Below are 26,627 nucleotides of genomic sequence, written 5' to 3'. Positions count from 1 at the left end.
TCGGCCATCTGGTGACGGCGGGTGTTCAGCGAAAACAGGCGCGGGTAGGCGCTATCCCGGAATAATACCGGAAACGTATCGCGCGCTGCAGCATTGACCCTTCTTGCGAAGCTGGAAACCTGAACAAAATCAGCTTGCTGTGCGGTTAGACGCCGCACATTGCCGCACTCAGCTTTCGGCCGCAAGCTTCGCGCCGAGACCGACGAGCACCGCGCCGCAGACGCCGTCGATCGGCCGGCGCAAGCGGCGATAGCCGCGCTGCGTGCGCTCCGTCGCGAACATCAGCGCGACGCTGCCGTACCAGCCGACCGACATCACGCCGATCATCGCGAGCGCGACGCCGTAGAACCACAGCGGCGGATGCGCGGGGAACAGCGTCGCGAAGATACTGGTCCAGAACGCGCACGACTTCGGATTCGTCAGGCACGTGAGCATGCCCGAGCGCCACGCGCGGAAATATGCGCCGCGGTCGCTGGCAGGCGGCGTGTCGATGTTCACGACGACGGCCTCGCCACGCTTCGTGCTCGCGCGCACGAGCTTGATGCCGAACCACACCAGATAGATCGCGCCCGCGATGCGAATACCGTTGTACAGCCAGTCGATCCGTTGCAGCACGGTCGCAAAGCCGAGCATCGCCAGCGATGCCCAGATCGTCGATCCCGTCCCGACGCCAAGCGCCGACGCTGCGCCGAGCCCACGGCGGCCCGCCAGCGACAGCTGCGTGATCATGAAGAAGTTGGGACCGGGACTGATCAACGCAACCAGGTAGACGATGGCGATTTGCAGCAGGATCGGCAGGTAGTGGTGCATGGCGACGATTTGCCGCGCAGAGCCGCGGCGCGTTGAGCGGGAAATGAAGGCAGAAGCGCGATCTTACTCCCGCTTCGCAGGTTGGATTGCGAACCGGCGCGCTGCGCAGGGTCCGCTCGCCGGGGCGTCATCCCGCCGTTTGCCCGGCGCCGGCTCGCGCGCCCGGCTCAGCACGCTTATGCGCCCGCTGCTTGAGCACACGTGCCTGCAGCACGATCACGAGGAGCAGAAACACGCCGCGTATGACTGATTGCCAGTACGCCGACAGGCTGATGTATCCCAGTCCGTTTTCGAAGTTCAGCAGATTGAACACCAGCCCCAGCAGCAGCACGCCCGCGATCGTCATCGCGATCGAACCCTCGCCGCCCGTCAGCAGCGTGCCGCCCAGCACGACGGCCGAAATCGCGAACAGTTCCCAGCCGACGCCTTCGTTCGGCTGTCCCGCGCCGAACTGCGCGGCGAGGATCACGCCCGCCAGTCCCGCGAGCAGCCCGCTCACCGCATACACGGCAACCAGCGTGCGATTGACGTTCAGCCCCATCAGACGCGCCGCTTCCTCGCTGCCGCCGATCGCCAGCGAATGCCGTCCGAAGCGCGTGCTGCGCAGCGCGAGCCAGCCCGCGACAGCGGCGACGAGCGCGATGAGGCCGGGAATCGGCAGGCCGAACAGATCGCCCTGGCCGAAGTTTGCAAAGATGGTGTCGGATGAAATCGACACCGCGTCGTTCTTGCCGAGCAGCAGCGCGAGGCCATGCGCGCCGAGGCTCGTCGCCAGCGTCGTGATGAACGGCAGGATCTTCATGCGCGTGATGATGATGCCGTTAAGCACGCCCACCAGAAGTCCCGCGGCCGCGCCCGCCAGCACCGCGACCCAGCCGCCGTACGGACTCGCGAGCGCCGCGACGACGCTCGACATCGCAGCAACCGTGCCGACGGACAGATCGATCCCGCCCGTGATGATCACGAAGGCCATGCCGACGGAGATCAGCGCGAACATCGCGTTGTAGCGCCAGAAGGACGTGATGTTGTACTCGGAGGCGAAGTGCTCGTAGCGCACGAGGCCGAGCACGATCAGCGCGCCGAGCGCGATGAGAATGGGCAGATTCTTTTTCATCGGATGGTTGTCCCCGGTTCGTTCAGCGCGAGCGCCGCTGCACGTACACGGCCGCGATGATGATGCCCGCCTTGACGACGAGCGCGGCCGCATCGGGAATGCCGTGCGCGAGCAGCGTATAGCGCAGCAACTGGATGATCAGCGCGCCGATCAGCGTGCCGCCGATATACGCCTTGCCGCCCGTCAGCGCCGTGCCGCCGACCGCGACGGCCGCAATCGCATCGAGCTCGATGCCGAGCCCGACCACGTTCGCATCCGACGACGAATTCACCGAAATCGAAATCAGCCCGGCGAGACCGGACAGCGCCGCGCACAGCGTGTAAGCGATCATCTTCACGCGCGCGGTCGGCACGCCGCTCAGATACGCGGACTTTTCATTGCCGCCCGTGACGAGCAGATACTGGCCGAACAGCGTCTTGCGCACGACCCACGCGAATAACGCGACGAGTGCGAACATCAGCAGCACCTGGAACGGCACGCCTGCCACCTTGCCGAGCGCGATCCACTGGAACGCGGGATTGTTGAACGCCTGCAGGCTGCCATTGGTGACGACCTGCGCAATGCCGCGCCCCGCGATGAACAGCACGAGCGTCGCGACAATCGGCTGCACGGCGAGCCTCGTGACGAGAAAGCCATTGAACACGCCGCATACGGCGGCGGCCAGAATCGGCAGCACGAAGGCGAGCGCGATCCCCGTCGGTCCCGCAATGTGCATGAAGAGCATCGGCGCGATCGCACCCGCGATCGCCATCGATGCGCCCACGGACAGATCGATGCCGCCCGTCGCGACGACGAGCGTCATGCCGATGCCGACGATCACGATCGTCACCACCTGCGTCAGATTGACGTTGAACGTCTGCAGCGACCAGAAGTGCTGGGTGAACAGCAGATTGAACACGAGCATCGCGAGCAGCACGACGATCTCGCGCTGAATCGCAATCCGGCGCTTCGTCTTCACCGTCGACGCAGCGGGCGTTGCGGCGGTTGCCGCAGCGAGCGGCGACTCATGAGCCATGACGCTGGCCCTCCTGTGCATCGTCGAGATGAGCGGATTGCGCAGCTTCCGCCAGTTGCGAGGTGCCCGCGCTGCCCCAGGCAATCGCGTCCATGATCGCGGATTCGCTCATTTGCGCGCCATCCAGTTCGGCGACCGTGCGTCCGTCGCGGATCACGACGGCGCGATCGGCCACGGCCGTCAGTTCTTCGAGTTCCGAGGCGGACAGCAGCACCGCCATGCCTTCGTCGCGCAGTTCGCGCACGATCTTCGCGACATCGGCTTTGGCGCCGACGTCGATGCCCCGCGTGGGTTCGTCGAGCAGCAGCAGCGAAGGCTGCGCAGCGAGCCAGCGTGCGAGCAGGACCTTCTGCTGATTGCCGCCCGACAGTTCGCGGATCGGCTGATCGGGCGAGCGCAGCTTGATGCCGAGCGACGCGATGAAGCGCTCGACGATCGCCTGCTGTTTCTTCACATCGACGACGCCGTGTTTCGACAGCGTGCGCAGACAGACGAGCGTGAGGTTGTCGCGCACCGACAGCTCCGGCACGATGCCTTCCGCCTTGCGGTCTTCCGTGAGATACGCGAGGCCGCGCGCGATTGCGTCCTGCGGCGATTTGAGCGCGACGTGCTCGCCGTTGATCGACAGCGTGCCTTTTTCCGCAGGGTCCGCGCCGAACAGAAGACGCATCGTTTCCGTGCGGCCCGAGCCGAGCAGACCCGCGAGCCCGACGGCCTCGCCCGCGTGCACGTCGAGCGAGACGTCGCTCACCTTCGGATGCGCGGACAGGTTGCGCGCCGAAATCGCCTTGCCGCCGCGCCGCGCGAGGTTGGCCTCGCGGGCGGCGCTGTCTTCCCGTACGACGGCAGCGAGCGTGCGGCCAAGCATCGTCGTGACGAGCTGGCGCTTGTCGATGTCCTTCATGGCGCTTTGCGCGACCGTCTGGCCGTCGCGCATCACCGTCACGCGGTCGCACAGCGCATACAGTTCGTCGAGCCGGTGCGACACGAAGATCACCGCGCGTCCGTCGTCGCGCAGCTTGCGCACTACGGTGAACAGCAGCTCGACTTCGCGTTCGTCGAGCGACGAAGTCGATTCGTCCATGATGACCATCTTCGCGTCCGACGACACCGCGCGCGCGAGCGCAACCATCTGCTGAATCGCCGTCGAATAGCTGCCAGCCGGCTTCTTCACGTCGATCTGCAAGCCGAACGATTCGAGCAGCGCGGACGCGCGCTTTTGCACTTCACGCCAGTCGATCAGACCGAAACGGCGCGGCTCGCGGCCCAGAAAAATGTTTTCGGCCACCGAGCGGAACGGCACCAGGTTGATCTCCTGATAGATCGTGCTGATGCCTGCTTCGCGCGCTTCCTTCGGCGTGCGGAAATCGATCTCGCGGCCCTCGAAGCGCACGTTGCCGCCCGAGCGCCGGTAAGCGCCCGTGAGGATCTTGATCATCGTCGATTTGCCCGCGCCGTTCTGGCCGATCAGCGCGTGCACCTCGCCTGCGGCGACGCTGAGATTCGCGCCGCGCAACGCGGGTACGCCGCCGAACGAAATATCGATGCCCTGCATATCGAGCAGGGGCGCGCGGGACGGCGGCGTGTCGCCTGGCTTCGCGTCCGAAAGCGCGTGGGATTGCGTCACGTATGTCTCCTGTGTCGACGAGGGTGGACGCTCTCGTCCCGTGCGGCATCGCTGGCAATGCTGCATGGCGCGACGTTCATGGTACGCCCGACAAAGCGAAGCGACGGCCCGCCGGGCGCCGGAACGCGCGCGAACGGACACGTCGCTTCGAACCCTTCCCGCCGGCAAAGCGCGTGTGCGCTTCGCCGTGGCCCTGCCTGGATCACATCAATAGCCGTACTGCATGCTTTCCTGCACGTTGCCCTTGTCGTAGAAGCGGTCCGACACCTTGACCCACGTCGGCACCTTTTCGCCCTTCGCGAATTTCTGCGCGACATCACAGGCGAGCGGGCCGAAGAACGGGCTCGATTGCACGCTCGCGCCGAGTTCGCCCGCCGCGATCGCGTCGAGGCCGCCCATCGTGCCGTCGATCGTGACGATCTGGATATCCTTGCCCGGCTGCTTGCCGGCCGCCTTGATCGCGGCGATCGCGCCGAGCGCCATCTCGTCGTTGTGCGCGTACACGGCCGTCACATCGGGATGCGCCTGCAACAGCGTTTCCATCACCTGGCGGCCCTTGTCGCGCGCGAAGTCGCCGCTTTGCGACGCGATGATCGACATGCCCGGATTCTTCGCGATCACTTCGTCGAAGCCCTTCTTGCGGTCGTTCGCGGCGGACGCGCCCGTCGTGCCTTCGAGTTCGATGATCTTCGCCTTGCCGCCCGTCGCCTTGACGAGCCAGTCGGCGGCGCGGTGGCCCTGGTCGATGAAGTCCGAACCGATGAACGTGATGTAGTCGCGGCCCGCCTTCGCCACGGATTGATCGACGTTGCGGTCGACGAGGATCACGGGAATGCCCGCCTTCTTCGCCTGCAGCACGACGGGTGCGAGCGGCTTCTCTTCACGCGGCGGGAACACGAGCAGATCGACGTGCTGCGCGATCATGCTCTGGATGTCCGATACCTGTTTCGAGTTCGAGCCGTTGGCGTCCGTCATCACCATCTGCCAGCCGCACCTGGCTGCGACTTCCTTGAAGCTCTGCGTTTCGGCGAGGCGCCACGGATTGTTGCTCTCCGTTTGCGCGAAGCCGACTTTCAGCGGTTTCTTGTTGGGGATCTTCGGCAGATCGTCGGCCTGCGCCGAGGCCATACCGAATCCCATAGCGATTGCCAGCCATGCTGCCGCGAGCGGCTGGAGCCGTTGCCGGCGCGAATCCCGATTGTGCGACGCCATGTCTTCCTCCAGGTACCAGTTCAGTTGGTGTGTTTTGCTTTTGTGCTTCAACTGCCGCCGGCACTTCAGTGGTGACCGGTCGTGCCGATTATTTCATCGCGAATTATTATTGGTCAATCACTAATAATATTAATTGCGGTGTGTTTTGCCTCGGTAATTTCCCTGACTGAGCCGCGTTCGATCAGCGGACCGTCGAGCTTCACCATCCGGTGCCGCACGGGTGCGCCGGCTGCCTGGTTGTGTACTTCCTGCAGCAGCGTTTCGACGGCCCAGCGGCCCAGCTCGTAGTTCGGCAGCACGACCGTCGACAGTGGCGGATGTGTATGGCGCGCGATTTCCTGATCGTCGTAGCCGAGCACGGAGACGTCGTCGGGTACGCGATACCCGAGCTGTTTGAGCGCCTCGATCGCGCCGAGCGCCATCAGGTCGTTGGCGCAGAAGATCGCCGTCGGCGGATGCGGTTCGCGCATCAGCGACAGCGTGTGCTCGAAGCCCGTGCCCGAGCTCCAGTCGCCATCGCGCACCAGTTCCGGCGCGAACGGCAGGTCTGCCGTGGCGAGCGCGGTGCGATAGCCCTTCAGGCGGTCTTTGGCCGCGTCCTGCCAGTGCTCGCCGTTGATGTAGCCGATCCGCCTGTGTCCCGCGCGCAGCAGATATTCCGTCGCGACGTGGCCGCCCGCGACTTCGGCGGGCACGATCGACGACTGGCCGCCCTCGCTGGTGTAGCAGTTCAGCAGGACGGTCGGCACGCGCGACAGCGCGGCGGGCAGCGCGACCTTGCGGGTATAGACGGTCGCGTAAATCACGCCGAACACCGTCGGGCTCGTCAGCACGGCGTCGAGCACCTGCTGTTCGATGTCCGCGTTGCCGTGCGTCGAGTAGACGGCGAGCAGCTTGCCGTTCGCATAGGCGGCGTCGCGCGCGCCGTCGATGTTCACGACGGGATGCGGGCTCGTCGAGATTTCGTCGGCGAGATAGATGATCAGATTGCGTTCGTCGGACGACGGCGGCAGCGGCTCGCGCGCAGACAGGCGATAGCCGAGGTCCTGCGCGGCCTTGAGCACCTTGTTGCGGGTCGCTTCGGAAAACTTGGCGCTGGTCGCGTTGTTGAGAACGAGCGAAACGGTCGATTGCGATACGCCGGTAAGCTTGGCGATATCGGTCATCGTCGGGCGGCGTTGAGTCGATTTTTTCATTGATCTGGCCGCGCAACGGCGGCTCGTTGACGGTGAATGCCGCAGGCATCGTGGTGTCGACGGTAACACTAATAATATGCGCCGGACAACACGCGCAAACCCCGCATTTTTGCATCCGGCATGAGCACCGGACCGCGTGCTTCTGTACGGTTTATTACTAATAATATTGACCGAAAGGGTTCTGGCGTGCGATTCTCGCTCGCGCAGGGGTGCTTTCGCGCGCGCTTTCGCGTGTTTTCGACCGAGCGCCCGCCGACTGTCGCCACCGCCCACGATGACTCAAACGACTATGCGCGAAGCTTTTTTCCATCCGTCCGCGGCCGATCCCGCCACCGATCTGCGCATCGACGATGCCTCGCTTGTCGTGTTGTCGAGCGGCGAGACGACGCTCGTCGTGGCGCCGGAAGTGGGCGGATCGATTGCCGCTTACTACGGCGTGGTGGGCGAAGGGGCGTCGCAGCGCGTGCTGCACTGGCTGCGTCCCGCGACGCGCGCGGCGCTCGCCGATCGCGATCCATTGCGGATGGCGAGCTTTCCGCTCTTTCCATATTGCAATCGCATACGCGATGCGCGCTTCGCATTCGATGGACGCGAGATCGATTTGAGCGGCGACGGCAACCGCTACGCGCACGCGTTGCACGGACATGCGTGGCGCAGGCCGTGGCGAGTCGGTGCGCGCACGTCGGCCTGTGTCGAACTGCAGTTCGAGCATGTGCCCGATCCCCAGCGGCGCGGTGACTGGCCGTTCCGCTATCGCGCGAGCCAGCGTATCGAACTGATCGGCGATGCATTGCGCGTGACGCTTGCCGCGCAGAACCTGTCGGAGAGCGCGATGCCGTTCGGCATGGGCCACCATCCGTATTACCCGCGCACATCGAACACGCTGGTCACGGCGGACGTCGAGGCCATGTGGCACGCCGACGCCGACGTGCTGCCGACGCATCTGGGTTCACACCCTGCCGTCGATGCGCTCGAGGCGGGCATGAACGCCGACGCGTTCGACCTCGACAACAACTTCGGCAACTGGAAGCGCAGCGCAACGATTGCGTGGCCGAATGAGCAACGCTCGCTGACGATGACGGCCGATGCGCCATTCGATCATCTGGTGGTGTTTGCGCCCGCGAACGACGCGCAGCTTTGCGTCGAGCCCGTCACGAACACGACCGACTGCTTCAACGCCGACGAAGACACGCGCGACCGCTCGGGCTACCACGTGCTTCAGCCCGGCGAGGCGATCAGCGCCGAACTCAACTGGAAACCGCAGCGCGACTGACGCTGCCACGCGTTTATTCGACGCGCAGGCGCGCCATGTACGGCAGGTGGTCCGACAGCCACGCAGTCTCTTGCGCGGGCTGGATCCATTCGATCGGCTTCATGCCGCGCACGAACATCTTGTCGAGCGCAAGCGCCGGCGAAAATGCGGGAAATGTGCGGCCCGTCTCGCCGAGCAGCGTCGCCACTTCCTCGAGGCCGTGCTCGCGAAAGAGCGGCACGGAATCGTTGCGCCAGTCGTTGAAATCGCCCGCGAGCACGAGCGGACCGTCGGGCGCTTCCTTGGAAATCCAGTGCGCGATCCAGTTCATCTGCCGCAAACGCGCCTGGCGCGTGAGCGCGAGATGCGCGCACAGCAGCGTCACCGAATGGCCGCCGAATGTGGCGCGCGCGACGAGCAGGCCGCGCCGTTCGAAGCGGTGCGCCGAGATATCCCAGCGTCCGCCGAGATCAAGCGGATGCGGCGACAGGATGGCGTTGCCGTGCCGCCACGACGGCTTGAACACGTTCGGTCCGAGCGCGATCTGCAGTCGCAGCGAGTCGGCGATTTCCGTGGCCTGGCAGTGCCACACGTCATTGTCGAAGTCACCCATGCGCGCCCCGAACGAGCTTGCCAGCATGGGCCCCGGCATCCGGCGCGCCATCGCTTCCTGCAGAAAATACGCGTCGGCATGGACGGATTGCACCCAGCGCTGCATCGCCTGCCAGGCCTGGAAGCCGAGTGGCGAACGCCCCTTATGCAGGTTCCAGCTCACAGCGATGAAGTCTTTCCGGTCGAGGTTTTCGCGTATCAGTTCTTCGGGGTTTCGCATGCCGCGTTATCCACGTCGTTCGTTGAGGTCACGGGTTGTTTGCGACGCTTGCACGCAACCGATAGACGAGATTCGGGTCTTTGTCGACGATCGTCCATGAGGTCCAGTCGCCCGGCGGTACTTTCAGCCCCGGATGGTTCGCGCTCACCTGACGCGGCTGCGGCGGCAGTTTGCAGCCGGTATCCGTGGTGCGCGTGCCCGGCTCCTGCAGTGTTTCCTGGGCGTCGATCGCGAACGTGACGCCCGTCGCGTCCGCCTGTGTCGGCGAGACGGTCAGCGTGCGCGACAGATCGATGTTGCCCGCCGGTACGTCCTTACAGCCGACGTTGTTCTGCACCACATGATGATGCGTGTCGGTGCGCGCCTGGCCGACGGTCGTCGTGCCGTCGAACGAATCGATCTGCTGTCCGTCGCGCATCACCTGCAGTTCCCATTTGACGACGGGCGGCGCACTGCGCTGTTGCGCCTGGGCCGAGCCGGCCTGTGCGATGAGCGTGGCGCCGAGCAGGGCGGCTACGAGGCTGGTTTTCCACATGTACAAAGCGTCTCCGGAATCGCTGCGTTTCGCCAATGCGTGCTATGTCCGCGCGTTCTTTCTTGCGACCGCCGACCATCTTACGCCCTATCGGGATATCGGATTTCTGACACCCGATCTGGAACCAAGGTTCAGCGCGCGGCGGTAACACTATCTTGCAAATAGGGACGCGGACGTGTCGATTCAAGCAAACACCTCGCCCGCCGTGTGCGATTAGCAGCAGACCGGCGTGGCTGCTGGCTTGCATGCGATTTTCTCGTCGTTACACTGAAATTGGTGCAGCGTCGCGGACGCTGCGGCTGCAAGAACAGCTCGACGGGGTGAAGCGATGACAACGGCCATGGTGAAACAGGAAATCGCGGTTGCGTCGTTCAGCAAGGTCTACGATCTGGAACAGGTCGAGACGGCGCTGAACGAACTGGGCGACGGCGCCAGCGACGCACTGCGCTCGACATACGAAAAAATGCTGAAGGTAGGCAATCTGCGCTTTTGCGTGAAGCCGAACCGGATGCCGTCCATCGACGATCTGATCGGCTCGCTGCCCAACTTCAGCGAACCGCTCGACGATATCCGCAAGCAGGTCGCGCTGTGCCTCGAAACGGACGACCGCCTCGAACTGATGCCGATTCTGCTGCTCGGCGATCCCGGCATCGGCAAGACGCACTTCGCAAAGCAGCTGTCGCGCATGCTCGGCACCGCGTATCACTACGTCGCGATGAGTTCGCTGACGGCGGGGTGGATTTTGTCGGGCGCGTCGTCGCAATGGAAGAACGCGAAGCCGGGCAAGGTGTTCGACGCGCTCGTGCACGGCAGTTATGCGAACCCCGTGATTGCCGTCGACGAAATCGACAAGGCGACGGGCGACTCGCAATACGATCCGCTCGGTGCGCTCTACGCGCTGCTCGAACACGACACCGCGCAGACCTTCATCGACGAATTCGCGGAAATTCCGATCAACGCCGGTCATGTGATCTGGATCGCCACCGCCAACGACGAGCGCGCGATTCCCGAGCCGATTCTGAACCGGATGAACGTCTACGAAATTCCGCCGCCGGATCGCGAAGGCGCGCGGCGCATCGCGCAGTCGATCTACGACGAAATCCGCTCGGCGCACGGCTGGGGCCAGCGCTTTCCTGTCGAACTGGGCGGCGCCGCCCTCGACGCGCTTACGCAGGCGTCGCCGCGCGAAATGCGGCGCGCGATCCTGAACGGATTCGGCTCGGCGCGTATCGCGGGCCGCGACCACATCGCTGCCGACGATATCCGCCTTGACTACAACTCGCGCCGCAAACCGATCGGTTTCTAGCGGAGCATGTGCCATTTCCGCCGACAGGCCGCGCTCACTCGGCCTGTTTATTGTTTCAATTAGGCGCCTATTTCATAGCAAAAACAGCGCGATTCACTGCTTATCTGAGCGAATTTCGACAACAGTCAATTTCGTTAATGAGGGTCGGTAAACCGATAGGTGAAGACTAGACTGCCTCCATCGAAATGCACACCGCGTTTCTCCCGGACTTCACCTCAGGAACCGATCATGAAGAAGCTTTCGCTTGCAGCGTTGTTGATTTCCGCAGTGGTCGCGGCACCCGCTTTCGCGAGCGGCTATAGCCCTGCGCCGACGCAATCGCCGTCCGCAGTCAACGGTCCGAAGACGCGCGCCGAGGTGAGGACTGAGCTGGCCCAAGCCCGCGCGAATGGTGAGCTGAGCCTGAATCCGAACGCGCCGGCGTATCCGCAGCAATTCGCAACGGGCGGCTACACGGTGCCGATTGCGCATGTCGACGTGCGCCACCTGTTCAAACGCACAACTGTCGCCGATTGATCAAGCCCGTTGTGGCGCAAGCGGAACGCATGAAAACGCGAGGCCGCCAAATTCACCAGGAATGAGCGTCGTGGGCGTACACTGACTCAAACGGGCGACGCGCTCCCACATATTGATGCCCGCAGCCGGAACTGGCTGCGGGCATTTGTGTCTGTGGCGTGTCAGGCGTTTTCGCATTGTGCATGTGAAGCGTTCGACAGCACGCGGTCATGGGTGTGACGGTGCCGCACGCTATCGAAATCCGGGTGGATGACGAGGTAGAACGCGGTGCATCGAGCCGCGTCCAAGGGACATGGATCAGATCGAATGTGTGGTGATCGGCGCGGGTGTCGTCGGTCTGGCCGTCGCGCGCGCTCTGGCTGCGCGCGGACGTGAAGTGATCGTGCTCGAAGCGGCCGATGCCATCGGCGTCGGCACGAGTTCCCGTAACAGCGAAGTCATACACGCGGGTATCTACTATCCGCGCGGCTCGCTCAAGGCGACGCTGTGCGTGCGTGGCCGCGAAATGCTCTACGACTACTGCGCCGAACGCGGCGTGCCGCACCAGCGTTGCGGCAAGCTGCTGGTCGCAACCGCGCGCAACCAGATTCCCCAGCTCGAGGCCATCATGGCGCGGGGCAAGGAAAACGGCGTGCTCGACCTGATGCGGATCAGCGGCGAGGAAGCGCAGGCGCTCGAACCCGCGCTGCAATGCGTCGAAGCCGTGTTCTCGCCGCAGACGGGCATCGTCGACAGCCATCAATTCATGCTTGCACTGCTCGGTGACGCGGAGCGCAGCGGCGCCATCTGCGCATTTCATGCACCCGTCGAAGCCATCGAGGCGGTCAACGGCCGCTTCGTCGTCAAGGTCGGCGGCAACTCGCCGACGACGATCGGCGCCGCGTGCGTGATCAACAGCGCCGGGCTGCACGCGAATGCGCTCGCGCGCAAGATCCGCGGACTCGACGCGCGCCACGTGCCGCCGCTCTATCTCGCGCGCGGCAACTACTTCAGCATCTCGGGGCGCGCGCCGTTCAACCGGCTGATCTATCCGATGCCGAACGAAGCGGGACTCGGCGTGCATCTGACGATCGATCTCGGCGGCCAGGCGCGTTTCGGCCCCGACGTCGAATGGGTCGATGCGATCAACTACGACGTCGATCCGCAGCGCGCCGAGTCGTTCTATGCGGCGATCCGCGCCTACTGGCCCGCGCTGCCCGATCACGCGCTGCAGCCGGCGTATGCGGGCATTCGTCCGAAGCTGTCGGGTCCGGGCGAGCCTGCCGCCGATTTCCTGATCCAGGGTCCGGCCGCACATGGCGTGCGAGGTCTGGTGAATCTGTTCGGTATCGAGTCGCCGGGTTTGACGGCGTCGCTTGCGATCGCGCAGCGCGTGTGCGAAGTCAGCGGACGCGCATAACGACGCGAACGCGACCCGCGAGCTTGTGCTTGCGTGATACGGCGCGGGGATAGCGTGCGAGTCTTTCTCAAGCCCGCACGCTACGGATTTCCTTATGACCGACATTTGACGCGTCACGCGCGCCGGCTTCATTGCTATGCTTGGGGATCGCTGTCGTCAGAACAGCGTAGATCCCCACAATGCCAATGGAGCGAGTCCCATGAACAATTCCCGTCGTACGTTTCTGATCACGAGCATCGGTGTGGCATCGACGATCGCGCTGTCGTCGCGCCAGGCGTTCGCCGATGCGCCGAAGGTCTCCGAATCCGATCCGACCGCGCAGGCGCTCGGCTACAAGGAAGACGCGAGCAGGGTCGACAAGGCGAAGTACCCGAAATATGCGGCCGGGCAGGACTGCGGCAATTGCAGCTTCTATCAGGGCAAGGCCACGGACGCCTACGCAGGCTGCCCGATGTTCGCGGGCAAGCAGGTCGCGAGCAAGGGTTGGTGCAGCGCATATAACAAGAAGGCCTGATACAGCCAGCTTCGGCTTCATGGGGCGTCCGCTATGCGATGCAATGCAGCATCGCCGCGCACGCCTTTCGCAGCAGTCTCGAAGAGCGCACGCCGTGCACAACGGCGTTGCGCTCTTTGTCGTATGAAAGTTGCTTGAAATAGGATGTCCTGCTCTTTTACACTCGCATGGCGTGCGCGCGGGCCTGACGACAGCCCATTCGAATCAAATTCAATCCAACGCACCCGACGCCTCGGTTAAGGCCGGAGACATCGATGTCACAAGCATCCAGGAGCCTCAATACCCGGGCGGTCACGGCGGCCGTCATCGGTAATGCGCTCGAGTGGTATGACTTCACTGTCTTCGGTTTTCTCACCGTCGTCATCGCAGAACTCTTCTTTCCCTCCGGCAACGACTACTCGTCGATTCTTCTCACCACGGCAAGCTTCGGTGTCGCGTTTTTCATGCGGCCCGTCGGTGGCATCGTGCTCGGCCTGTACGCGGATCGCGCGGGACGCAAGGCCGCGCTGTCGCTCGTGATCGCGCTCATGACGCTCGGCATTCTGCTGCTCGCGATCGCGCCGCCGTATTCGGCGATCGGCATCGGCGCGCCGCTCATCATCGTGGTCGGACGTCTGCTGCAAGGCTTTTCGGCAGGCGGCGAGTTTGGCAGTTCGACGGCGCTGCTGATCGAAGCCGCGCCGTTCTCGAAGCGCGGCTTCTACGGCAGTTGGCAGATGTCGAGCCAGGCGGCAGCGCTGCTGCTCGGTGCTGTCGTCGGCGCGCTGGTGACGCGCGGCCTGTCGCCGGAAGCGCTGAAATCGTGGGGCTGGCGCGTGCCGTTCATCATCGGGCTCGTGATCGGACCGATCGGCTTCTACATCCGCCACAATCTCGCGGATTCCGAAGCATTTCTGCACGCGAAGCAGACCGCGCGCCGCGCGACGCTCGGCGAGCTTTTTGCGCACCATAGCCGCGACGTGTTCTGCGGTCTTGGCTCTGTGGTCGCGTTGACGGTCACGATCTACGTGCTCATCAGCTATCTGCCAACCTTCGCGGTCAAGCAGCTGAAACTGCCGTACGCGGATTCGTTCACGGCGGTGATCGTCGGCAATCTGCTGCTCACCGTGCTGTCGCCGCTGACGGGCGCATGGTCGGACCGTATCGGACGCAAAGGTCTGTCTCTGTGGTCGCTGGTCGTCACGCTGGTGGCGATCTATCCGCTGTTCGTGTGGCTGGAAGGCGCGCCCAGCGTGTCGAAGCTGGTTCTCGTGCAGGTGATCCTGTCGATTACGCTGTCCGGCTACTACGGACCGTTCGGCGCGCTGATGGCCGAACTTTTTCCCGCGAACGTTCGCTCGACCGGTCTGTCGCTCGCTTATAACTTCGCGGTGATGCTGTTCGGCGGCTTCGGGCCGTTCATCGTCACGTGGCTCATCGAGACGACGGGTTCGCCGCTCGCGCCGACGTACTACGTGATGGGCGGACTCGCGTTGTCGATCGTCGCCGTCGCATGCATGCCAGCGAAACGTCACGCGGATCTCGACGCGATGCGCAAGCCCATCGATACCCTTGAAAGACCGCTGGAACGGCGTTAAACGCTAGCTGCGAGCCGGCATCAACGGCGGCCGCCGGTCGAACCACGGGCGCGCCGTTTCCAGCTGCGCGGCAAGCCGCAGCAACGTCGCTTCACCGCCTTCGCGCGTCGCGAACTGCACGCCTATCGGCAAGCCGCGCGCGTTCCAGTAGAGCGGCACCGACATCGCCGGCTGTCCCGTCAGATTGAACAGCTCCGTACAGCCTGCCCACGCGAACGCCTTGTTCGACACTTCCGTCAGCAGCTTGCGCATCAGCGGTTCGACGGGAACCGTGGTGACGGCGCGCATCTGCATTTTCTCGATGGCAGTGGGCTGCATTTCGCCGATCTTGATCGGCGCAGCGGCGAGCGTCGCGCACAGGATCACGTCGTAGCGCGTCATCAGATCGGCGAGTTTCGCGCTCACCAGACGCTGCGCTTCGAGCGCCGCGGGCAATTCGCGCTCGCCGAATTTGCGGCCGATGTGTCCCATCGTCCACGTCGCGATTTCGAATTCCTCACGATTCGGTTTGCGCCCCGTGATCTGATCGGCTCTGAGCACGAGGTTTTCGGCGCTCACCGACCAGATCATCAGAAACGCTTCGCGCAGGCTCGCGAAGTCGATGCCAAGCGTCACGGGTTCGATGTGATGGCCAAGCGATGCCGCGAGCTGCGCGGCGTCGTCGAGTGCGGCGCGGGCGTCGGCGGACAGCGCGGGCGCGAGCATCGGGTCCGTCACGAACGCGATGTGCAACGGCTTGCACGCTTCGCCCGTCGCGGCGAGGAAAGTGCCGGGCGCGCCCATCGGCCGGTCGGCGTTGCCCGACGTGAGATCGAGCAGCAATGCGCTGTCGCGCACGCTGCGCGAGACGGCATGGTCGATGCCGAGATCGCCGGGCGCGGGCACCGCATTCGACGGCTGGCGTCCGCGCGTCGGCTTGAGTCCGAACAGGCCGCAGCACGACGCCGGAATGCGGATCGAGCCGCCGCCGTCCGATGCATGCGCGAGCGGCACGATGCCCGCGGCGACGGCGGCAGCCGAACCGCCGCTCGATCCGCCCGGCGTGTGATCGAGACTCCATGGGTTGCGGCACGGCCCAAACAGTTCGGGCTCCGTATAAGGCATCTGGCCCATTTCCGACGTGCTCGTCTTGCCGAAGATATTGAGTCCCGCGGCGCGCGTCAGCGTGACGATGGGCGCGTCTTCGGTGGGAACGTAATGGCGATAGTGGCGGCTGCCCATGGACATGCGCAGCCCCTTGACGGGCAGGCCGAGATCCTTGATCAGATAGGGCACGCCTGCGAGCGGTCCGTCGGCGAGGGCATTAGCGCTGCCGTTCGCCTGCTCGCGCGACGCGCGCTGGCGGGCGGCGTCGTAATCCTTCAGAACGATCGCGTTGATCGCGGGATTGGCGGCTTCGGCGCGCGCGATCGCGGTTTCCAGCAATTCGCGCGCGCTCACCTTGCGCTTGCGCACGAGATCGGCGAGACCGATCGCGTCATGATCGAGATAATCGGATTGCACGACGACGGCCCCCGCGGACTGGAATGATGATGGCGGCACGCGCGGGCTGCGTGCGCGGGCCCGGTGCACAAGGCGCGACGCAGGCACGTCGCGCCTCTAGCGTAACTTATGCGTGGGTGCCGAGGAAAGTCAGTGTGCGGCCATGCGCGAGCGCTGCCGAGTGCTGGTGATAGCTCGCGCGCTCGGTGCAGTTGAAGCCGTGATCGGCGTTCGGGTAGATATACAGTTCGACGTCGTCGCGGCCCGCGAAGCGCTCCTTCACTTCGCCGACTGCCGACAGCGGAATGCCGTGATCCAGTTCGCCGTAGTGGAACTGCATCGGCACCTTGATCTGCGGCGCCTTGTCGAGCTGATTCTGGATGCCGCCGCCGTAGTACGACACGGCGATGTCGAGCAGTCCTTCAGCTGCGGCCAGATACGCGAGACGGCCGCCGAAGCAGTAGCCGACGCCCGCGATCTTGCCCGTCAGTTCCGGCATCGCGCGCAATGCGGCGGCCGTTGCGCCGATGTCGGCCACGGCGAGATCGACGTTCGTCTTCTGAAGAATCTCGATGCCCTTGTCGCGATCGGCGCCCGCGTAGGTCAGTTCGACGCGCGGCTGCGTGCGCCAGAAAATGTCCGGTGCGATCGCGATATAGCCGTCCTGCGCGTATTGATCGACGACGTCGCGAATATGGCCGTTCACGCCGAAGATCTCCTGAATGATGATCACGGCGGGACCCTTGCCGCTCTTCGGCGTCGACATGTATGCGCCAAACGAGTCATTGCCGGTGGGAATGTCGATCCATCGGGAAGTCACGCTCACGTTTTTTCTCCTTGCATAAACGGTGAAGCCGCAAATCGGGCGGGCAATCGTTTGCGGGCGTCTTGCCCGCAGCGGGCGCCCAGTGTGCCATCAAAAGAACGCGGCTGCAGTGAGAGGCCCGCGCGGCGGGCTTCTCGTAAGGGGAATGAAACACGCCGGGCGATTCGAGGCGCGCGCGTTTGCATCGACAGCCATCCGCGCGGCATCCGTACTTCATATATAGATACTCGCGCTTCGACATGTTTGAGCGCAATCTCAGTCCAGCTCTAACAGCAATGCATTTACTCGTTATGACGCGTTCGATGCATATCGCGATCATTCACGGTCGATGCGCGCGAGGCGCAATGCAAGCACTATAAGAACACGCTCTGTCGGCCGGAAAGCCGCACCGGCTGTCGCTTTCCGGGCACACTTCGGGCGTGTTTCACGACTAAGTGGGATAAACGCTATTGGTAGTGATCCCACTTACTCAAAAAAATCCCACAAATTAATTTGATGGCCTACACTTGCGCGCAAGCGCGGGGTGCCACCTGTCACAAACAGGCTGGAACGCGTGCTTGCCAAGTGCATAACGATGCATCCGGCGGAGTCGTCCACGGGATTTGAGCGACACGGTAGGAAGCGGGGCACAAGGGCGATTACGTTGTTTTTCGGGACCGAAATCGGAGACTTACATGAACATCAAAATTCAAAAGCTGTTGCCCATCAGCGCTGCGGCGATGCTGTTTGCAACGTTGGCGACGACGGCTTCGGCCGATACCGTGGTCAAGATCGGCCATGTTGCGCCTTTGACGGGTGGCATTGCTCACCTGGGCAAGGACAACGAAAACGGCGCGCGTCTCGCAGTCGAAGAGATCAACGCCAAGGGTCTGACGATCGGCGGCCAGAAGATCACGCTGCAACTGGATGCACAGGACGACGCAGCTGACCCGCGTACCGCCACGCAGGTTGCGCAGAAGCTGGTCGACGACAAGGTTGTCGCTGTCGTCGGTCACCTGAACTCGGGCACCTCGATCCCGGCTTCGAAGATCTACAGCGATGCAGGCATCGTTCAGATCTCGCCGTCGGCAACGAACCCGGCCTACACGCAACAGGGCTTCAAGACGACGTACCGCGTCGTGGCAACGGATGCGCAGCAAGGCCCGGCACTGGCCAACTACGCAGCCAAGGGCCTGAAGGTGAAGAGCGTCGCGATCGTCGACGACTCGACGGCATATGGCCAGGGTCTCGCGAACGAATTCGAAAAGACGGCAAAGTCGCTGGGTCTGAACGTGATGTCGCATGACGCGACGAACGACAAGGCTGTCGACTTCCGCGCGATTCTGACGAAGATCAAGGGCGAAAACCCGGACGCGATCATGTACGGCGGCATGGACGCCACGGGCGGCCCGTTCGCCAAGCAAGCCAAGCAGCTCGGCCTGCGCGCGAAGGTGCTGGCTGGCGACGGCGTGTGTACCGACAAGCTGTCTGACCTCGCTGGCGACGCAACCGACAACATCGTCTGCTCCGAAGCCGGCATGGCGCTCGAGAAGATGGAAGGCGGCCAGGCGTTCCAGGCGAAGTACCAGAAGCGTTTCGGTCAGCCGATCCAGATCTACGCTCCGTTCACGTATGACGCTGTGTATATCATCGTCGACGCAATGAAGCGTGCTGGCTCGACGGATCCGGCGAAGATCCTCGCAGTAATGCCGAACACCGACTACAAGGGTGTGATCGGCGAAACGACGTTCGACTCGAAGGGCGACCTGAAGCACGGCGTGATCTCGCTGTACAACTACAAGTCCGGCAAGAAGACGCTGCTCGACGTCGTCAAGATGTAAGAGCGGTTGACGCAGCTTGCGCGCACGCGGCTCGCCGCGTCGCGCAGGACGCCAACCAGCCAGACAAGGCATCATAGGAGGCACGCGGGTTCAGTCCCGCGTGCCTTTTGTTTTGTGTGCCCGTTTTTGCGCATACCACGCGGGGGACGCGATCGTGACACGGATGATCGATGACGAATGGCGGCGCTGGATCGCCGAAAACCTGTTGCTCGATGCATCGCCCGAACACGTGCATGCCGTGCTCATCGAACATGGCTTCGAGCGCGAACACGCGTTATGCGAGATCGATAGCACACTGCAAAGCCCTTATTTTCAAGCAGGCGCACGCTTGCGCAATCGTTTGCGCAAGCGCGAATGGATGCTTTCCGTGTACGGTGAGCTAAATCGCATGCGCACGGGAGCGGATTGCGTCGAACGTCGCGCGCGGCTGTCGCGCGATGCGTTTTACGAGCAGTTCTATTTTCAGAACCGGCCTGTGATCGTCACCGGCATGATCGATTCGTGGCCTGCACGCAGACGCTGGAATTTCGATTACTTTCGCGCGCGTTGCGCGCAGGCCGAAGTGGAAGTGCAGTATGGCCGCGATGCCGACGCGAACTACGAGATCAATCAGCCGTCGCTGCGGCGCGCGATGCGTTTTGGCGAATATGTCGATCTCGTCGAACGCGCCGGCGTCACCAACGATTTCTACATGACCGCGAACAACGCGTCGCGCAACCGCGGTTCGCTCGCGGCGTTGTGGGACGACGTGCCGCCCATCGGCGAATATCTGGATGCCGCGTCCGCCGATGCTGGTTATTTCTGGTTCGGACCGGCCGGCACGAAGACGCCGTTTCATCACGACCTCACCAACAACCTGATGGCGCAGGTGATCGGCCGCAAACGCGTGCTGCTCGTGCCGTTCACCGACACCGCGCATATGTACAACCATCTGCATTGCTATTCGCAGGTCGATGGCGGCGCGCTCGACGCGGAGCGCTTCCCCTCGTTCGAACAGGCGCAGGTGATCGAGTGCACGCTCGAACCGGGGGAACTGCTGTTTCTCCCGATCGGCTGGTGGCACTACGTCGAGGCGCTAGATGCATCCGTCACGATGACCTACACGAATTTTCTCGAACGCAACGATTTTGCCCGCACGTACAGCACGTATCGCGAGCTGTGAGCGGCGCGTGAGACGAGGCCTTCGGAAATCACGCGTTCAGATGCCGAGCCGGCGCAACACCTTCGGCCCGATGAACGCGACGAGCGCGGCGCACAGCGCGACGACCGATAGCCCGACGGGCAGATTCGTCACCTGCGCAACGCCGCCGATGATCACCGGTCCGAGCAGCAAGCCGAAATACGCGAGCCCGGCTACGTGCGAAAGACCCTCGGCGGCCGGAATGCCCTTCACGCGGGCCGCGGCCGCGAACAGCACCGGCATCATGTTGGCGAGACCGAGACCCATCATCGTGAAGCCGGTCAGCGCCGCGACAGGATTCGGCAGAAGCAGCGCGCCGATCATGCCCGCGCAGGCCAGCGACGCACTCGTGGCAATCAGTTGCGGCGCGCCGAAACGCGCGCGCACGGCGTCGCCGGCGAAGCGCGCGGCGGCCATGCCGCCCGAGAACGCTGCATAGGCGGCGCTCGCCGCGGCGGGCGTCGACGCGACGACGTCGCGCATATACACTGTTGCCCAGTCGTACATCGCGCCTTCCGCGATCAACGCGATCAGCGCAATCGCGCCGAGCGCCCACAGCGCGGGCGAGCGCCAGCGGTTGCCGCGCGGCGCATGCGCGTCGGGATGCTCGGAATGCGGAACATGCGGCAGCACGGCGGGGCATGCAGCCACCAGCACGCCCGCGCTGACGAGCGCCGCGAGCAGCAGATGCACGGCGGGCGCCATGCCATGCGCCAGCGCCGCTCCGCCGACGGCCGCGCCCGCCATGCCGCCGAGGCTGAACATGCCGTGCAGGGACGACATGATCGGCCGGCCGAGCGCCTCTTCGACGGCGCTCGCTTCGGCGTTCATCGCGACGTCGAGTGTCGCCATGCCTGCCCCGAAAAAAGCGAGCAGCACGAGCAGCATCCAGTACGACGGCACGACGAGAATCAGTGCCGCGCACGCCGACATCACGAGGCCGCCCGCCAGACACGCGCGGCGCGTGCCGACGCGTGCGATCCACGGTCCGTTCGTCACCATTGCGCCGATCGAGCCGCCCGCGACCGCGAACAGCGCGACCGACAGCATCGCGGGATTCAGCTGAAAGCGGTCGCGCACGGTCGGCACGTGAACGCCCCACGACGCATACATCATCCCGGCGATGAAAAAGAGCGCCATCGTCGCGTAACGCGCACGGTTGCGCGCGCTCACGGACAGATTGCGATGCGCCGCGGGCAGGGATGCGGAATCGGAAGGGCGGTCGGACACGTAGAAACCTGGTGATGGGAGAAACGACGAAGAGGAACTGAAGGCGAGAAAGCGCGGTGAAAGCGTTTCCAGATTCTAGCGAAGCAATGACATGTCGTGCGGACAAGCCCCTGAACTAATATCTACTTTCCACGCGCGGCGCGTTGCCCGTTCCGGCCAGGACCGATGCCGGCCTCGTCGATCCATCGGGCATCGCGCCGCGCGGACTCACTTCCACGAGGATGCGCACTTGAACATTCCCGCTCACGCTCCGCTGCATCTGCTGCATCACGCCGCTGTCGGCACGCTTGCCACGCATGCGCGCCAGCCCCAGGGCTTTCCGTATCCGACCGTGCTGCCGTTCGCGCCCGACGCGCGGCATCTCCCGACGATACTCGTGAGCCGTCTCGCCGAGCACACGCGCAACCTGCATTCCGATCCGCGCTCGGGTTTCCTGATCGTCCACGCGCCGGATGGCGACGTGCTCAACGGCGAGCGCATCACGCTGGTCGGCACCTTCGCGCACGTCGAGCCGACGCCGGACGTGACCCAGCGCTACCTGCGCTATCACCCGGACGCCGAGCGCTATCTCGTGCTGGGGGACTTTTCTTTCTGGGTAATGTCGGTCGAGCGGATGCGCTATATCGGCGGATTCGGCGCGATGGGCTGGCTGACGGCAGAAGAACTCGACCCGCTTACGGCCGTTTCGTTCGAAGAGGAAAGCGCGCTGATCGAGATGATCGAGCGGCATCCGCGACGGCCGGCGCACGTTCGACTGCTGGGTGTCGACCGGTATGGCGCCGACCTGGCGGTATCGGGAAACCGGAACCGCGTCATATTCGACGCACCCGCTCCCGATTCGGAATCGCTGCGAGCCGTTCTCGAAGATTCCATCGCCCGCCTGGACGCCGCTTAAACACCAAAAGGAAGGGGCGTTTTTACCTTGCGACCGGAGACATTTCACATTTAGCCGGTTAAAACTCGCATCGCACGAAATGTTTCGGAATAAATTAGCCATTGCTTTTCATGTCTTGCCAGTTAATATGAATTTATTCCTCAGATGAGCGTTATTCAGCGAAAGAATAATTTGGCGCGGAAGTCACGGATTGGCGGCTCGCGTGAAAGTTTAAGAAATTGAGATTAATTAATTTTCGCGGACGTCTTTTCCGGAGTTTCTATTTTGTGTTAATCTCGCCACCAAATTCCGAGGCATGATCACTTTCCGGACTAATCGGCATAGACCGTCCGTCCATTTATTGAACCACAAGGAAACTATGTCCTCCTACAGGGAACTGCTCGCGCAGCGCGAAAAGCTCGAAAAGCAGATCGAAGAGGCGAAAGCGCGCGAGTATGCGGAAGTGTTAAACGAGATCAAGCAGAAAATGGCCGATTACGGCATTACGCTGGCTGAACTCGGTGGTACGCGTGCGAAAGCGGTAAAAGCAGCGGGCCGTCCCCGCGCCGGAGTTGCGCCGAAATATCGCGATCCCGCGAGCGGCAGCACCTGGTCGGGCCGCGGAAAGCCGCCGCGCTGGATTGCCGGTCAAGATCGCGAAAAATTTCTCATCGAGAAATAATCTGACTTAATGCTTGCATTGCGAGCAATGCATTAAAAAAACCGCGCTGCATTGAGGGGTGCGGTTTTTTATTGTTCCTTTTGCTTTTCAATTCTTCTCGCGGTGCGGCCACCGCGCCGCCGCCGCTTTGATGCGAATGCTTCGCATTATGATAACCACATGATTTAAAAGATTTTTTTCGGTCGCTTAACAGCGGATTCACGAAGCGGCGGGTAGAATTAATGGCAACGAACCCGTTTCCCTTCAAATGTCTTCCAACCTGGCCGCCCAGTCCGACGAAAAGCAGCGCGTTGCGCGCAAAAGCACTTACGTCAGCATCGGACTCAATACGGTGCTGATGTCGATGCAGATTGTGATTGGCGTGTTCGCGCATTCCCAGGCGCTCGTCGCCGACGGCGTGCATTCGCTCGCCGATCTCATTTCTGATTTTGTCGTGCTGATTGCGAATCGCCATAGCGCGGCCGAACCGGACGCGGACCATAACTATGGACATAGCCGTTACGAAACGGTCGCTTCGTTATTTCTCGGCGGTTTGCTGATCTCGGTCGGCGTGGGCATGCTGTGGCGCGCCGGCACGCGGCTTTCCGATATGCAGCACATCCCCGCCGTCCATCTGAGCGCGCTGGCCGTGGCCGTTGCCGTGCTGCTGTCGAAGGAAGGGCTGTTTCGCTACATGCTGCGCGAGGCGCAGCGCGTGCGCTCGGCAATGCTGATCGCGAACGCATGGCACGCGCGCTCTGACGCGGCGTCTTCGCTGGTGGTGGCGCTGGGTATCGTCGGGAGCATCGCGGGCGTGCGGCTGCTCGATCCGATCGCAGCCGCGATCGTCGGCTTCATGGTCGCGCGCATGGGTTGGACGTTCGGCTGGGACGCGCTGCAGGATCTGTCCGACCGCGCGCTCGACGAAGCCGACACTGCCGATCTGCGCGCACGCATCATGTCGACGCCGGGGGTGCAAGATGTCCACGAGCTGCGCACGCGGAAAATGGGCGACTTTGCGTTGGTCGACGCGCACATTCTCGTCGATCCGATGATCTCGGTTTCGGAAGGCCACTACATTGCGGAAACGGCGCGCGCACGTGTACTGTCGGACAACCGCGTGCTCGACGCGCTAATTCACGTCGATCCGGAAAACGATGCGATTGCGCGGCCGCCCGTCAATCTGCCGCCGCGTGCAAAGATCGTCGCAGAAGTTGAAACGGCGCTGGCCGCGCAAGGGCTCAAGGCGGCGAGTGTGAATCTGCATTATCTGAGCACGGGGCTCGACGTCGAGGTGACATTGCAGCCGTCCAGGCTCGACGCGCTGGAGAGCGAGGTGCATCAGCTCGAGCGGGTCGATCTGGAAGCGCTGAAGCTCAGGCTGGGCGCGCGCGGGTTGAGCGTGACGCACGCCGTCGACGTGTCGACGGCCGGCGCGGAGCTCGCGCGTGAGCCGCGTGGCGATGCGTGAGCGAATGGCTTAAAGCGGCAACTGCGTATCGAACTTGATTTCGCGCAGCACGACACTCGTGCGCACCTGTGCGACGGCTGGAATCTTGAAGATGCGGTCGTGAAGGAAAGTGTCGTACGCCTTGATGTCGGGCGCGACGATCTTGAGAATGTAGTCCGATTCGCCCGTCGTGCTGTAGCACTCGGTCACTTCAGGACAGGTGGCGATTTCACGTTCGAACTGCTCGACGCCGCCTTCCGTGTGCCGTGTGAGGTGAATGTGGGCCAGCGCGCACACGTGCAGGCCGAGCTTTTCGCGGTCGAGCAACGCTGTATAGCGCTGGATGATGCCCGATTGCTCCATGTCCTTGATGCGCCGCCAGCACGGCGTGCTGGAGAGTCCGACCTGGTCGGAGATTTCCTGCACCGAACGGCGCGCGTCTAGCTGCAGAAGACGCAGGATCTTTTGAGAGAACGTATCGAGTGTCAACTGCGCCTCCGTTGTCGCGTCGCCTTTTCATCAATGTTAGAGGTCGCGGAAACGAAACGCAATGCAAACTGCCCATACTGAGGGAGATTCCCTAATTTGCCGCCTACTCGGCGGGTTTTTGTCCTGAGTCGTCCCCATCAGCGTTCGACACGACGGCGCTCCGGCTCGCGCGCAGATCCGCGAGCATGTTGCAGAAGAGCGCGCCTTGTTCGATGGCGTCGTCGAGTGCGACGTGCGTATGCGGATGGTCGTCGAACCAGTGCTTCGGAAAGCGCGGCTTGATGTTCTTGCGATAGGGCAGGCCCGTCATCGCGAACGCGAGCGTCTTGATGTCGAGCGCCGACCACGAGAACGGGCAGCGGTCGGTAAACCGCATCATGTACCAGAACATGAAGGTGAAATCGAAGCCCGCCGGCATCGCGACGAACACCGGCTTACCCGGCAAGGCCTCGACCCACTCCACGTACGCGATCAGCGCCGCCGCCGGCTGTTGCAAGTCCTTGCGGCACGCGGCCCACGCTTCGGGCTGCGTCTTCCACCACGCTTCCTGCACGGGATGCGGCGCCGCGCCTTCGAGCAATTCCAGATTCGCCGAGAACGTGCCGATCAGTTGCTTGTCGGCCGTATAAGCCGCCGACGCGAAACTCAGCATCGAATGCGGGCCGGGAATCGGACCGTCCGCCTCGACGTCGGTGCTCACATAGATTTCCTCGCTCATGCGCCGACTCCGTCCGCAACGTACGGATTCGTGCGGCGTTCGTCGCCGAACGTCGACGTGGGGCCGTGACCGGGGACGAACGTGACGTCGTCGCCGAGCGGCCAGAGCTTGTCGCGGATCGAGCGGATCAGGTCGCCGTGATTGCCGCGCGGAAAGTCCGTGCGTCCGATCGAACCGGCGAAGAGCACGTCGCCGACAAGTGCGAGTCGGTGCGCGCGGCTGAAGAAGATCACATGGCCTGGCGTGTGCCCCGGGCAGTGGTAGACCTCTAGTATTTCGTCGCCGAAAGTGACCGTGTCGTGGTCGTCGAGCCAGCGCGTTGGCTCGAAGGCTTCGGCAGCGGGAAAGCCGAAACGCAGGCTTTGTTGCGGCAACTGCTCGATCCAGAAGCGCTCGTCGACATGCGGCCCTTCGATCGGCACGCCGTAGTGCTCCGCCAGAGTCTTCGCGCCCGCGCAGTGATCGATATGGCCGTGCGTCAGCAGCACCTTTTCGACCGACACCTTCTGGCGTTCCACCTCGCCTTTGATGATGTCGAGATCGCCGCCCGGATCGACGATGGCCGCGCGTCCGGTCTTTTCGCAGACGAGCAGTGAACTATTCTGCTGGAACGGCGTGACGGGGATCAGGGTGACTTTCATGAGTGACGGCGTGCTTGAAAAACTCGATTGTACCGGCCGTTGCGACGTGTGCCATTGGCCGAAAAGCCGACTGGCGAATACGAATTTTTGCAGTAATAGTGAGAATTCATCGAAGGCGAGTTGAGGTAGAGAACACAGGATTGTGTTTTTGGTATAATCTGCGTATCGGGTGTGGGAAATCGCACCGTCTTTTGGGTGAACAGGCATTTCGTCCTATGAAACGGGAACGGGTGCTGCTAATTCACCATCAAGCAAGTGCTGTCGGTTATGCCGATGGCAAATCCAGCATCGATCGTATTTTTCGATGCGCACGTCCTGTCTAGCCAGGTGCCACGCGCCTGCTACGGTCTC

The 26,627-nt window shown here is 63.2% G+C and carries 26 protein-coding genes; 11 read left to right on the top strand and 15 right to left on the bottom strand.

The genetic code is table 11. The annotated features are described in order from the left end of the window. Nucleotides 1-168: 168 nt before the first annotated feature. From FRZ40_RS10415 to FRZ40_RS10390, 6 genes are all read right to left on the bottom strand, one after another. On the bottom strand, nucleotides 169-810 hold the full coding sequence (locus FRZ40_RS10415; RefSeq protein WP_028365684.1) for a LysE family translocator: 642 nt from the start codon (nucleotides 808-810) through the stop codon (nucleotides 169-171). Nucleotides 811-937: 127 nt separating this feature from the next. Then, nucleotides 938-1,924 carry an ABC transporter permease gene (locus tag FRZ40_RS10410; RefSeq protein WP_147234051.1) on the bottom strand — a complete coding sequence of 329 codons (987 nt, stop codon included), beginning with the start codon at nucleotides 1,922-1,924 and terminating at the stop codon, nucleotides 938-940. Nucleotides 1,925-1,946: 22 nt separating this feature from the next. Continuing rightward, nucleotides 1,947-2,939 carry an ABC transporter permease gene (locus FRZ40_RS10405; RefSeq protein WP_028365686.1) on the bottom strand — a complete coding sequence of 331 codons (993 nt, stop codon included), beginning with the start codon at nucleotides 2,937-2,939 and terminating at the stop codon, nucleotides 1,947-1,949. Next, a complete protein-coding gene (locus tag FRZ40_RS10400) occupies nucleotides 2,929-4,494 on the bottom strand; it encodes a sugar ABC transporter ATP-binding protein (protein WP_193567003.1) in 1,566 nt (521 codons plus the stop codon). The genes FRZ40_RS10405 and FRZ40_RS10400 overlap by 11 nt, the downstream gene beginning before the upstream one ends. 279 nt (nucleotides 4,495-4,773) lie before the next feature. Continuing rightward, entirely contained in the window at nucleotides 4,774-5,778 is a 1,005-nt protein-coding gene (locus FRZ40_RS10395) for an ABC transporter substrate-binding protein (RefSeq protein WP_147234050.1), read from the bottom strand. Between the two features lie 113 nt (nucleotides 5,779-5,891). Continuing rightward, a complete protein-coding gene (locus tag FRZ40_RS10390) occupies nucleotides 5,892-6,944 on the bottom strand; it encodes a LacI family DNA-binding transcriptional regulator (protein WP_147234807.1) in 1,053 nt (350 codons plus the stop codon). A 319-nt stretch (nucleotides 6,945-7,263) separates the two neighbouring features. Between FRZ40_RS10390 and FRZ40_RS10385 the strand changes: the two genes are divergently transcribed. Further along, entirely contained in the window at nucleotides 7,264-8,247 is a 984-nt protein-coding gene (locus FRZ40_RS10385; RefSeq protein WP_167528646.1) for an aldose 1-epimerase, read from the top strand. Nucleotides 8,248-8,260: 13 nt separating this feature from the next. Here FRZ40_RS10385 and FRZ40_RS10380 read toward each other — a convergent pair whose 3' ends face one another. Together FRZ40_RS10380 and FRZ40_RS10375 are read right to left on the bottom strand one after the other, a co-directional pair. After that, nucleotides 8,261-9,058 carry an endonuclease/exonuclease/phosphatase family protein gene (locus tag FRZ40_RS10380; protein WP_028365691.1) on the bottom strand — a complete coding sequence of 266 codons (798 nt, stop codon included), beginning with the start codon at nucleotides 9,056-9,058 and terminating at the stop codon, nucleotides 8,261-8,263. A gap of 28 nt (nucleotides 9,059-9,086) precedes the next feature. After that, nucleotides 9,087-9,593: a hypothetical protein gene (locus tag FRZ40_RS10375; RefSeq protein ID WP_147234048.1), complete on the bottom strand. Its 507-nt coding sequence runs from the start codon at nucleotides 9,591-9,593 to the stop codon at nucleotides 9,087-9,089. 328 nt (nucleotides 9,594-9,921) lie between these two features. Between FRZ40_RS10375 and FRZ40_RS10370 the strand changes: the two genes are divergently transcribed. The 5 genes from FRZ40_RS10370 to FRZ40_RS10350 all read left to right on the top strand — a co-directional run bounded on the left by FRZ40_RS10370 (nucleotide 9,922) and on the right by FRZ40_RS10350 (nucleotide 14,905). Then, entirely contained in the window at nucleotides 9,922-10,899 is a 978-nt protein-coding gene (locus FRZ40_RS10370; RefSeq protein ID WP_147234047.1) for an AAA family ATPase, read from the top strand. Between the two features lie 228 nt (nucleotides 10,900-11,127). Beyond that, nucleotides 11,128-11,415: a DUF4148 domain-containing protein gene (locus FRZ40_RS10365; RefSeq protein ID WP_147234046.1), complete on the top strand. Its 288-nt coding sequence runs from the start codon at nucleotides 11,128-11,130 to the stop codon at nucleotides 11,413-11,415. Nucleotides 11,416-11,707: 292 nt separating this feature from the next. Beyond that, nucleotides 11,708-12,814 carry an NAD(P)/FAD-dependent oxidoreductase gene (locus tag FRZ40_RS10360; RefSeq protein ID WP_028365695.1) on the top strand — a complete coding sequence of 369 codons (1,107 nt, stop codon included), beginning with the start codon at nucleotides 11,708-11,710 and terminating at the stop codon, nucleotides 12,812-12,814. A gap of 199 nt (nucleotides 12,815-13,013) precedes the next feature. Then, entirely contained in the window at nucleotides 13,014-13,328 is a 315-nt protein-coding gene (locus tag FRZ40_RS10355; RefSeq protein ID WP_028365696.1) for a high-potential iron-sulfur protein, read from the top strand. A gap of 254 nt (nucleotides 13,329-13,582) precedes the next feature. After that, entirely contained in the window at nucleotides 13,583-14,905 is a 1,323-nt protein-coding gene (locus FRZ40_RS10350; RefSeq protein WP_147234045.1) for an MFS transporter, read from the top strand. Nucleotides 14,906-14,908: 3 nt separating this feature from the next. Here FRZ40_RS10350 and FRZ40_RS10345 read toward each other — a convergent pair whose 3' ends face one another. Beyond that, the gene (locus FRZ40_RS10345; protein WP_028365698.1) at nucleotides 14,909-16,408 is read right to left on the bottom strand and encodes an amidase; all 1,500 of its coding nucleotides are present in this window, start codon (nucleotides 16,406-16,408) and stop codon (nucleotides 14,909-14,911) included. Nucleotides 16,409-16,514: 106 nt separating this feature from the next. Beyond that, entirely contained in the window at nucleotides 16,515-17,213 is a 699-nt protein-coding gene (locus FRZ40_RS10340) for a dienelactone hydrolase family protein (RefSeq protein ID WP_147234044.1), read from the bottom strand. Between the two features lie 674 nt (nucleotides 17,214-17,887). On the opposite strand from FRZ40_RS10340, the gene FRZ40_RS10335 reads away from it, so the two are divergent. Then, nucleotides 17,888-19,033, top strand: coding sequence for a branched-chain amino acid ABC transporter substrate-binding protein (locus FRZ40_RS10335; protein WP_028365700.1), 1,146 nt, complete (start codon nucleotides 17,888-17,890; stop codon nucleotides 19,031-19,033). A 163-nt stretch (nucleotides 19,034-19,196) separates the two neighbouring features. Beyond that, nucleotides 19,197-20,195, top strand: coding sequence for a cupin-like domain-containing protein (locus FRZ40_RS10330; RefSeq protein ID WP_147234806.1), 999 nt, complete (start codon nucleotides 19,197-19,199; stop codon nucleotides 20,193-20,195). Nucleotides 20,196-20,231: 36 nt separating this feature from the next. Here FRZ40_RS10330 and FRZ40_RS10325 read toward each other — a convergent pair whose 3' ends face one another. Then, the gene (locus FRZ40_RS10325) at nucleotides 20,232-21,443 is read right to left on the bottom strand and encodes an MFS transporter (RefSeq protein WP_147234043.1); all 1,212 of its coding nucleotides are present in this window, start codon (nucleotides 21,441-21,443) and stop codon (nucleotides 20,232-20,234) included. Nucleotides 21,444-21,672: 229 nt separating this feature from the next. On the opposite strand from FRZ40_RS10325, the gene FRZ40_RS10320 reads away from it, so the two are divergent. Further along, nucleotides 21,673-22,338 carry a HugZ family pyridoxamine 5'-phosphate oxidase gene (locus FRZ40_RS10320; RefSeq protein WP_147234042.1) on the top strand — a complete coding sequence of 222 codons (666 nt, stop codon included), beginning with the start codon at nucleotides 21,673-21,675 and terminating at the stop codon, nucleotides 22,336-22,338. 358 nt (nucleotides 22,339-22,696) lie between these two features. After that, complete coding sequence (locus FRZ40_RS10315; protein ID WP_028365704.1) at nucleotides 22,697-22,999, top strand: H-NS histone family protein; 303 nt, start codon at nucleotides 22,697-22,699, stop codon at nucleotides 22,997-22,999. Here the strand turns inward: FRZ40_RS10315 and FRZ40_RS44955 are convergent. Then, nucleotides 22,986-23,372, bottom strand: coding sequence for a hypothetical protein (locus FRZ40_RS44955; protein ID WP_240057133.1), 387 nt, complete (start codon nucleotides 23,370-23,372; stop codon nucleotides 22,986-22,988). The genes FRZ40_RS10315 and FRZ40_RS44955 overlap by 14 nt on opposite strands. Between FRZ40_RS44955 and FRZ40_RS10310 the strand changes: the two genes are divergently transcribed. Further along, complete coding sequence (locus FRZ40_RS10310; RefSeq protein WP_240057132.1) at nucleotides 23,343-24,449, top strand: cation diffusion facilitator family transporter; 1,107 nt, start codon at nucleotides 23,343-23,345, stop codon at nucleotides 24,447-24,449. The two genes, FRZ40_RS44955 and FRZ40_RS10310, sit on opposite strands and share 30 nt — an antisense overlap. 9 nt (nucleotides 24,450-24,458) lie before the next feature. On the opposite strand, the gene FRZ40_RS10305 is transcribed toward FRZ40_RS10310, so the two are convergent. The 3 genes from FRZ40_RS10305 to FRZ40_RS10295 all read right to left on the bottom strand — a co-directional run bounded on the left by FRZ40_RS10305 (nucleotide 24,459) and on the right by FRZ40_RS10295 (nucleotide 26,276). Further along, nucleotides 24,459-24,917, bottom strand: coding sequence for an Lrp/AsnC family transcriptional regulator (locus FRZ40_RS10305; RefSeq protein ID WP_012399541.1), 459 nt, complete (start codon nucleotides 24,915-24,917; stop codon nucleotides 24,459-24,461). 103 nt (nucleotides 24,918-25,020) lie between these two features. Further along, nucleotides 25,021-25,635, bottom strand: coding sequence for a 3'-5' exonuclease family protein (locus tag FRZ40_RS10300; protein WP_147234040.1), 615 nt, complete (start codon nucleotides 25,633-25,635; stop codon nucleotides 25,021-25,023). After that, nucleotides 25,632-26,276: an MBL fold metallo-hydrolase gene (locus FRZ40_RS10295; protein ID WP_028365707.1), complete on the bottom strand. Its 645-nt coding sequence runs from the start codon at nucleotides 26,274-26,276 to the stop codon at nucleotides 25,632-25,634. Before FRZ40_RS10295 ends, FRZ40_RS10300 begins: the two co-directional genes overlap by 4 nt. Nucleotides 26,277-26,627 lie beyond the last annotated feature (351 nt).

Source organism: Paraburkholderia azotifigens (assembly GCF_007995085.1).
Classification (GTDB): Bacteria; Pseudomonadota; Gammaproteobacteria; order Burkholderiales; family Burkholderiaceae; genus Paraburkholderia; species Paraburkholderia azotifigens.
This window is presented reverse-complemented; position numbering and strand designations above follow the sequence as displayed.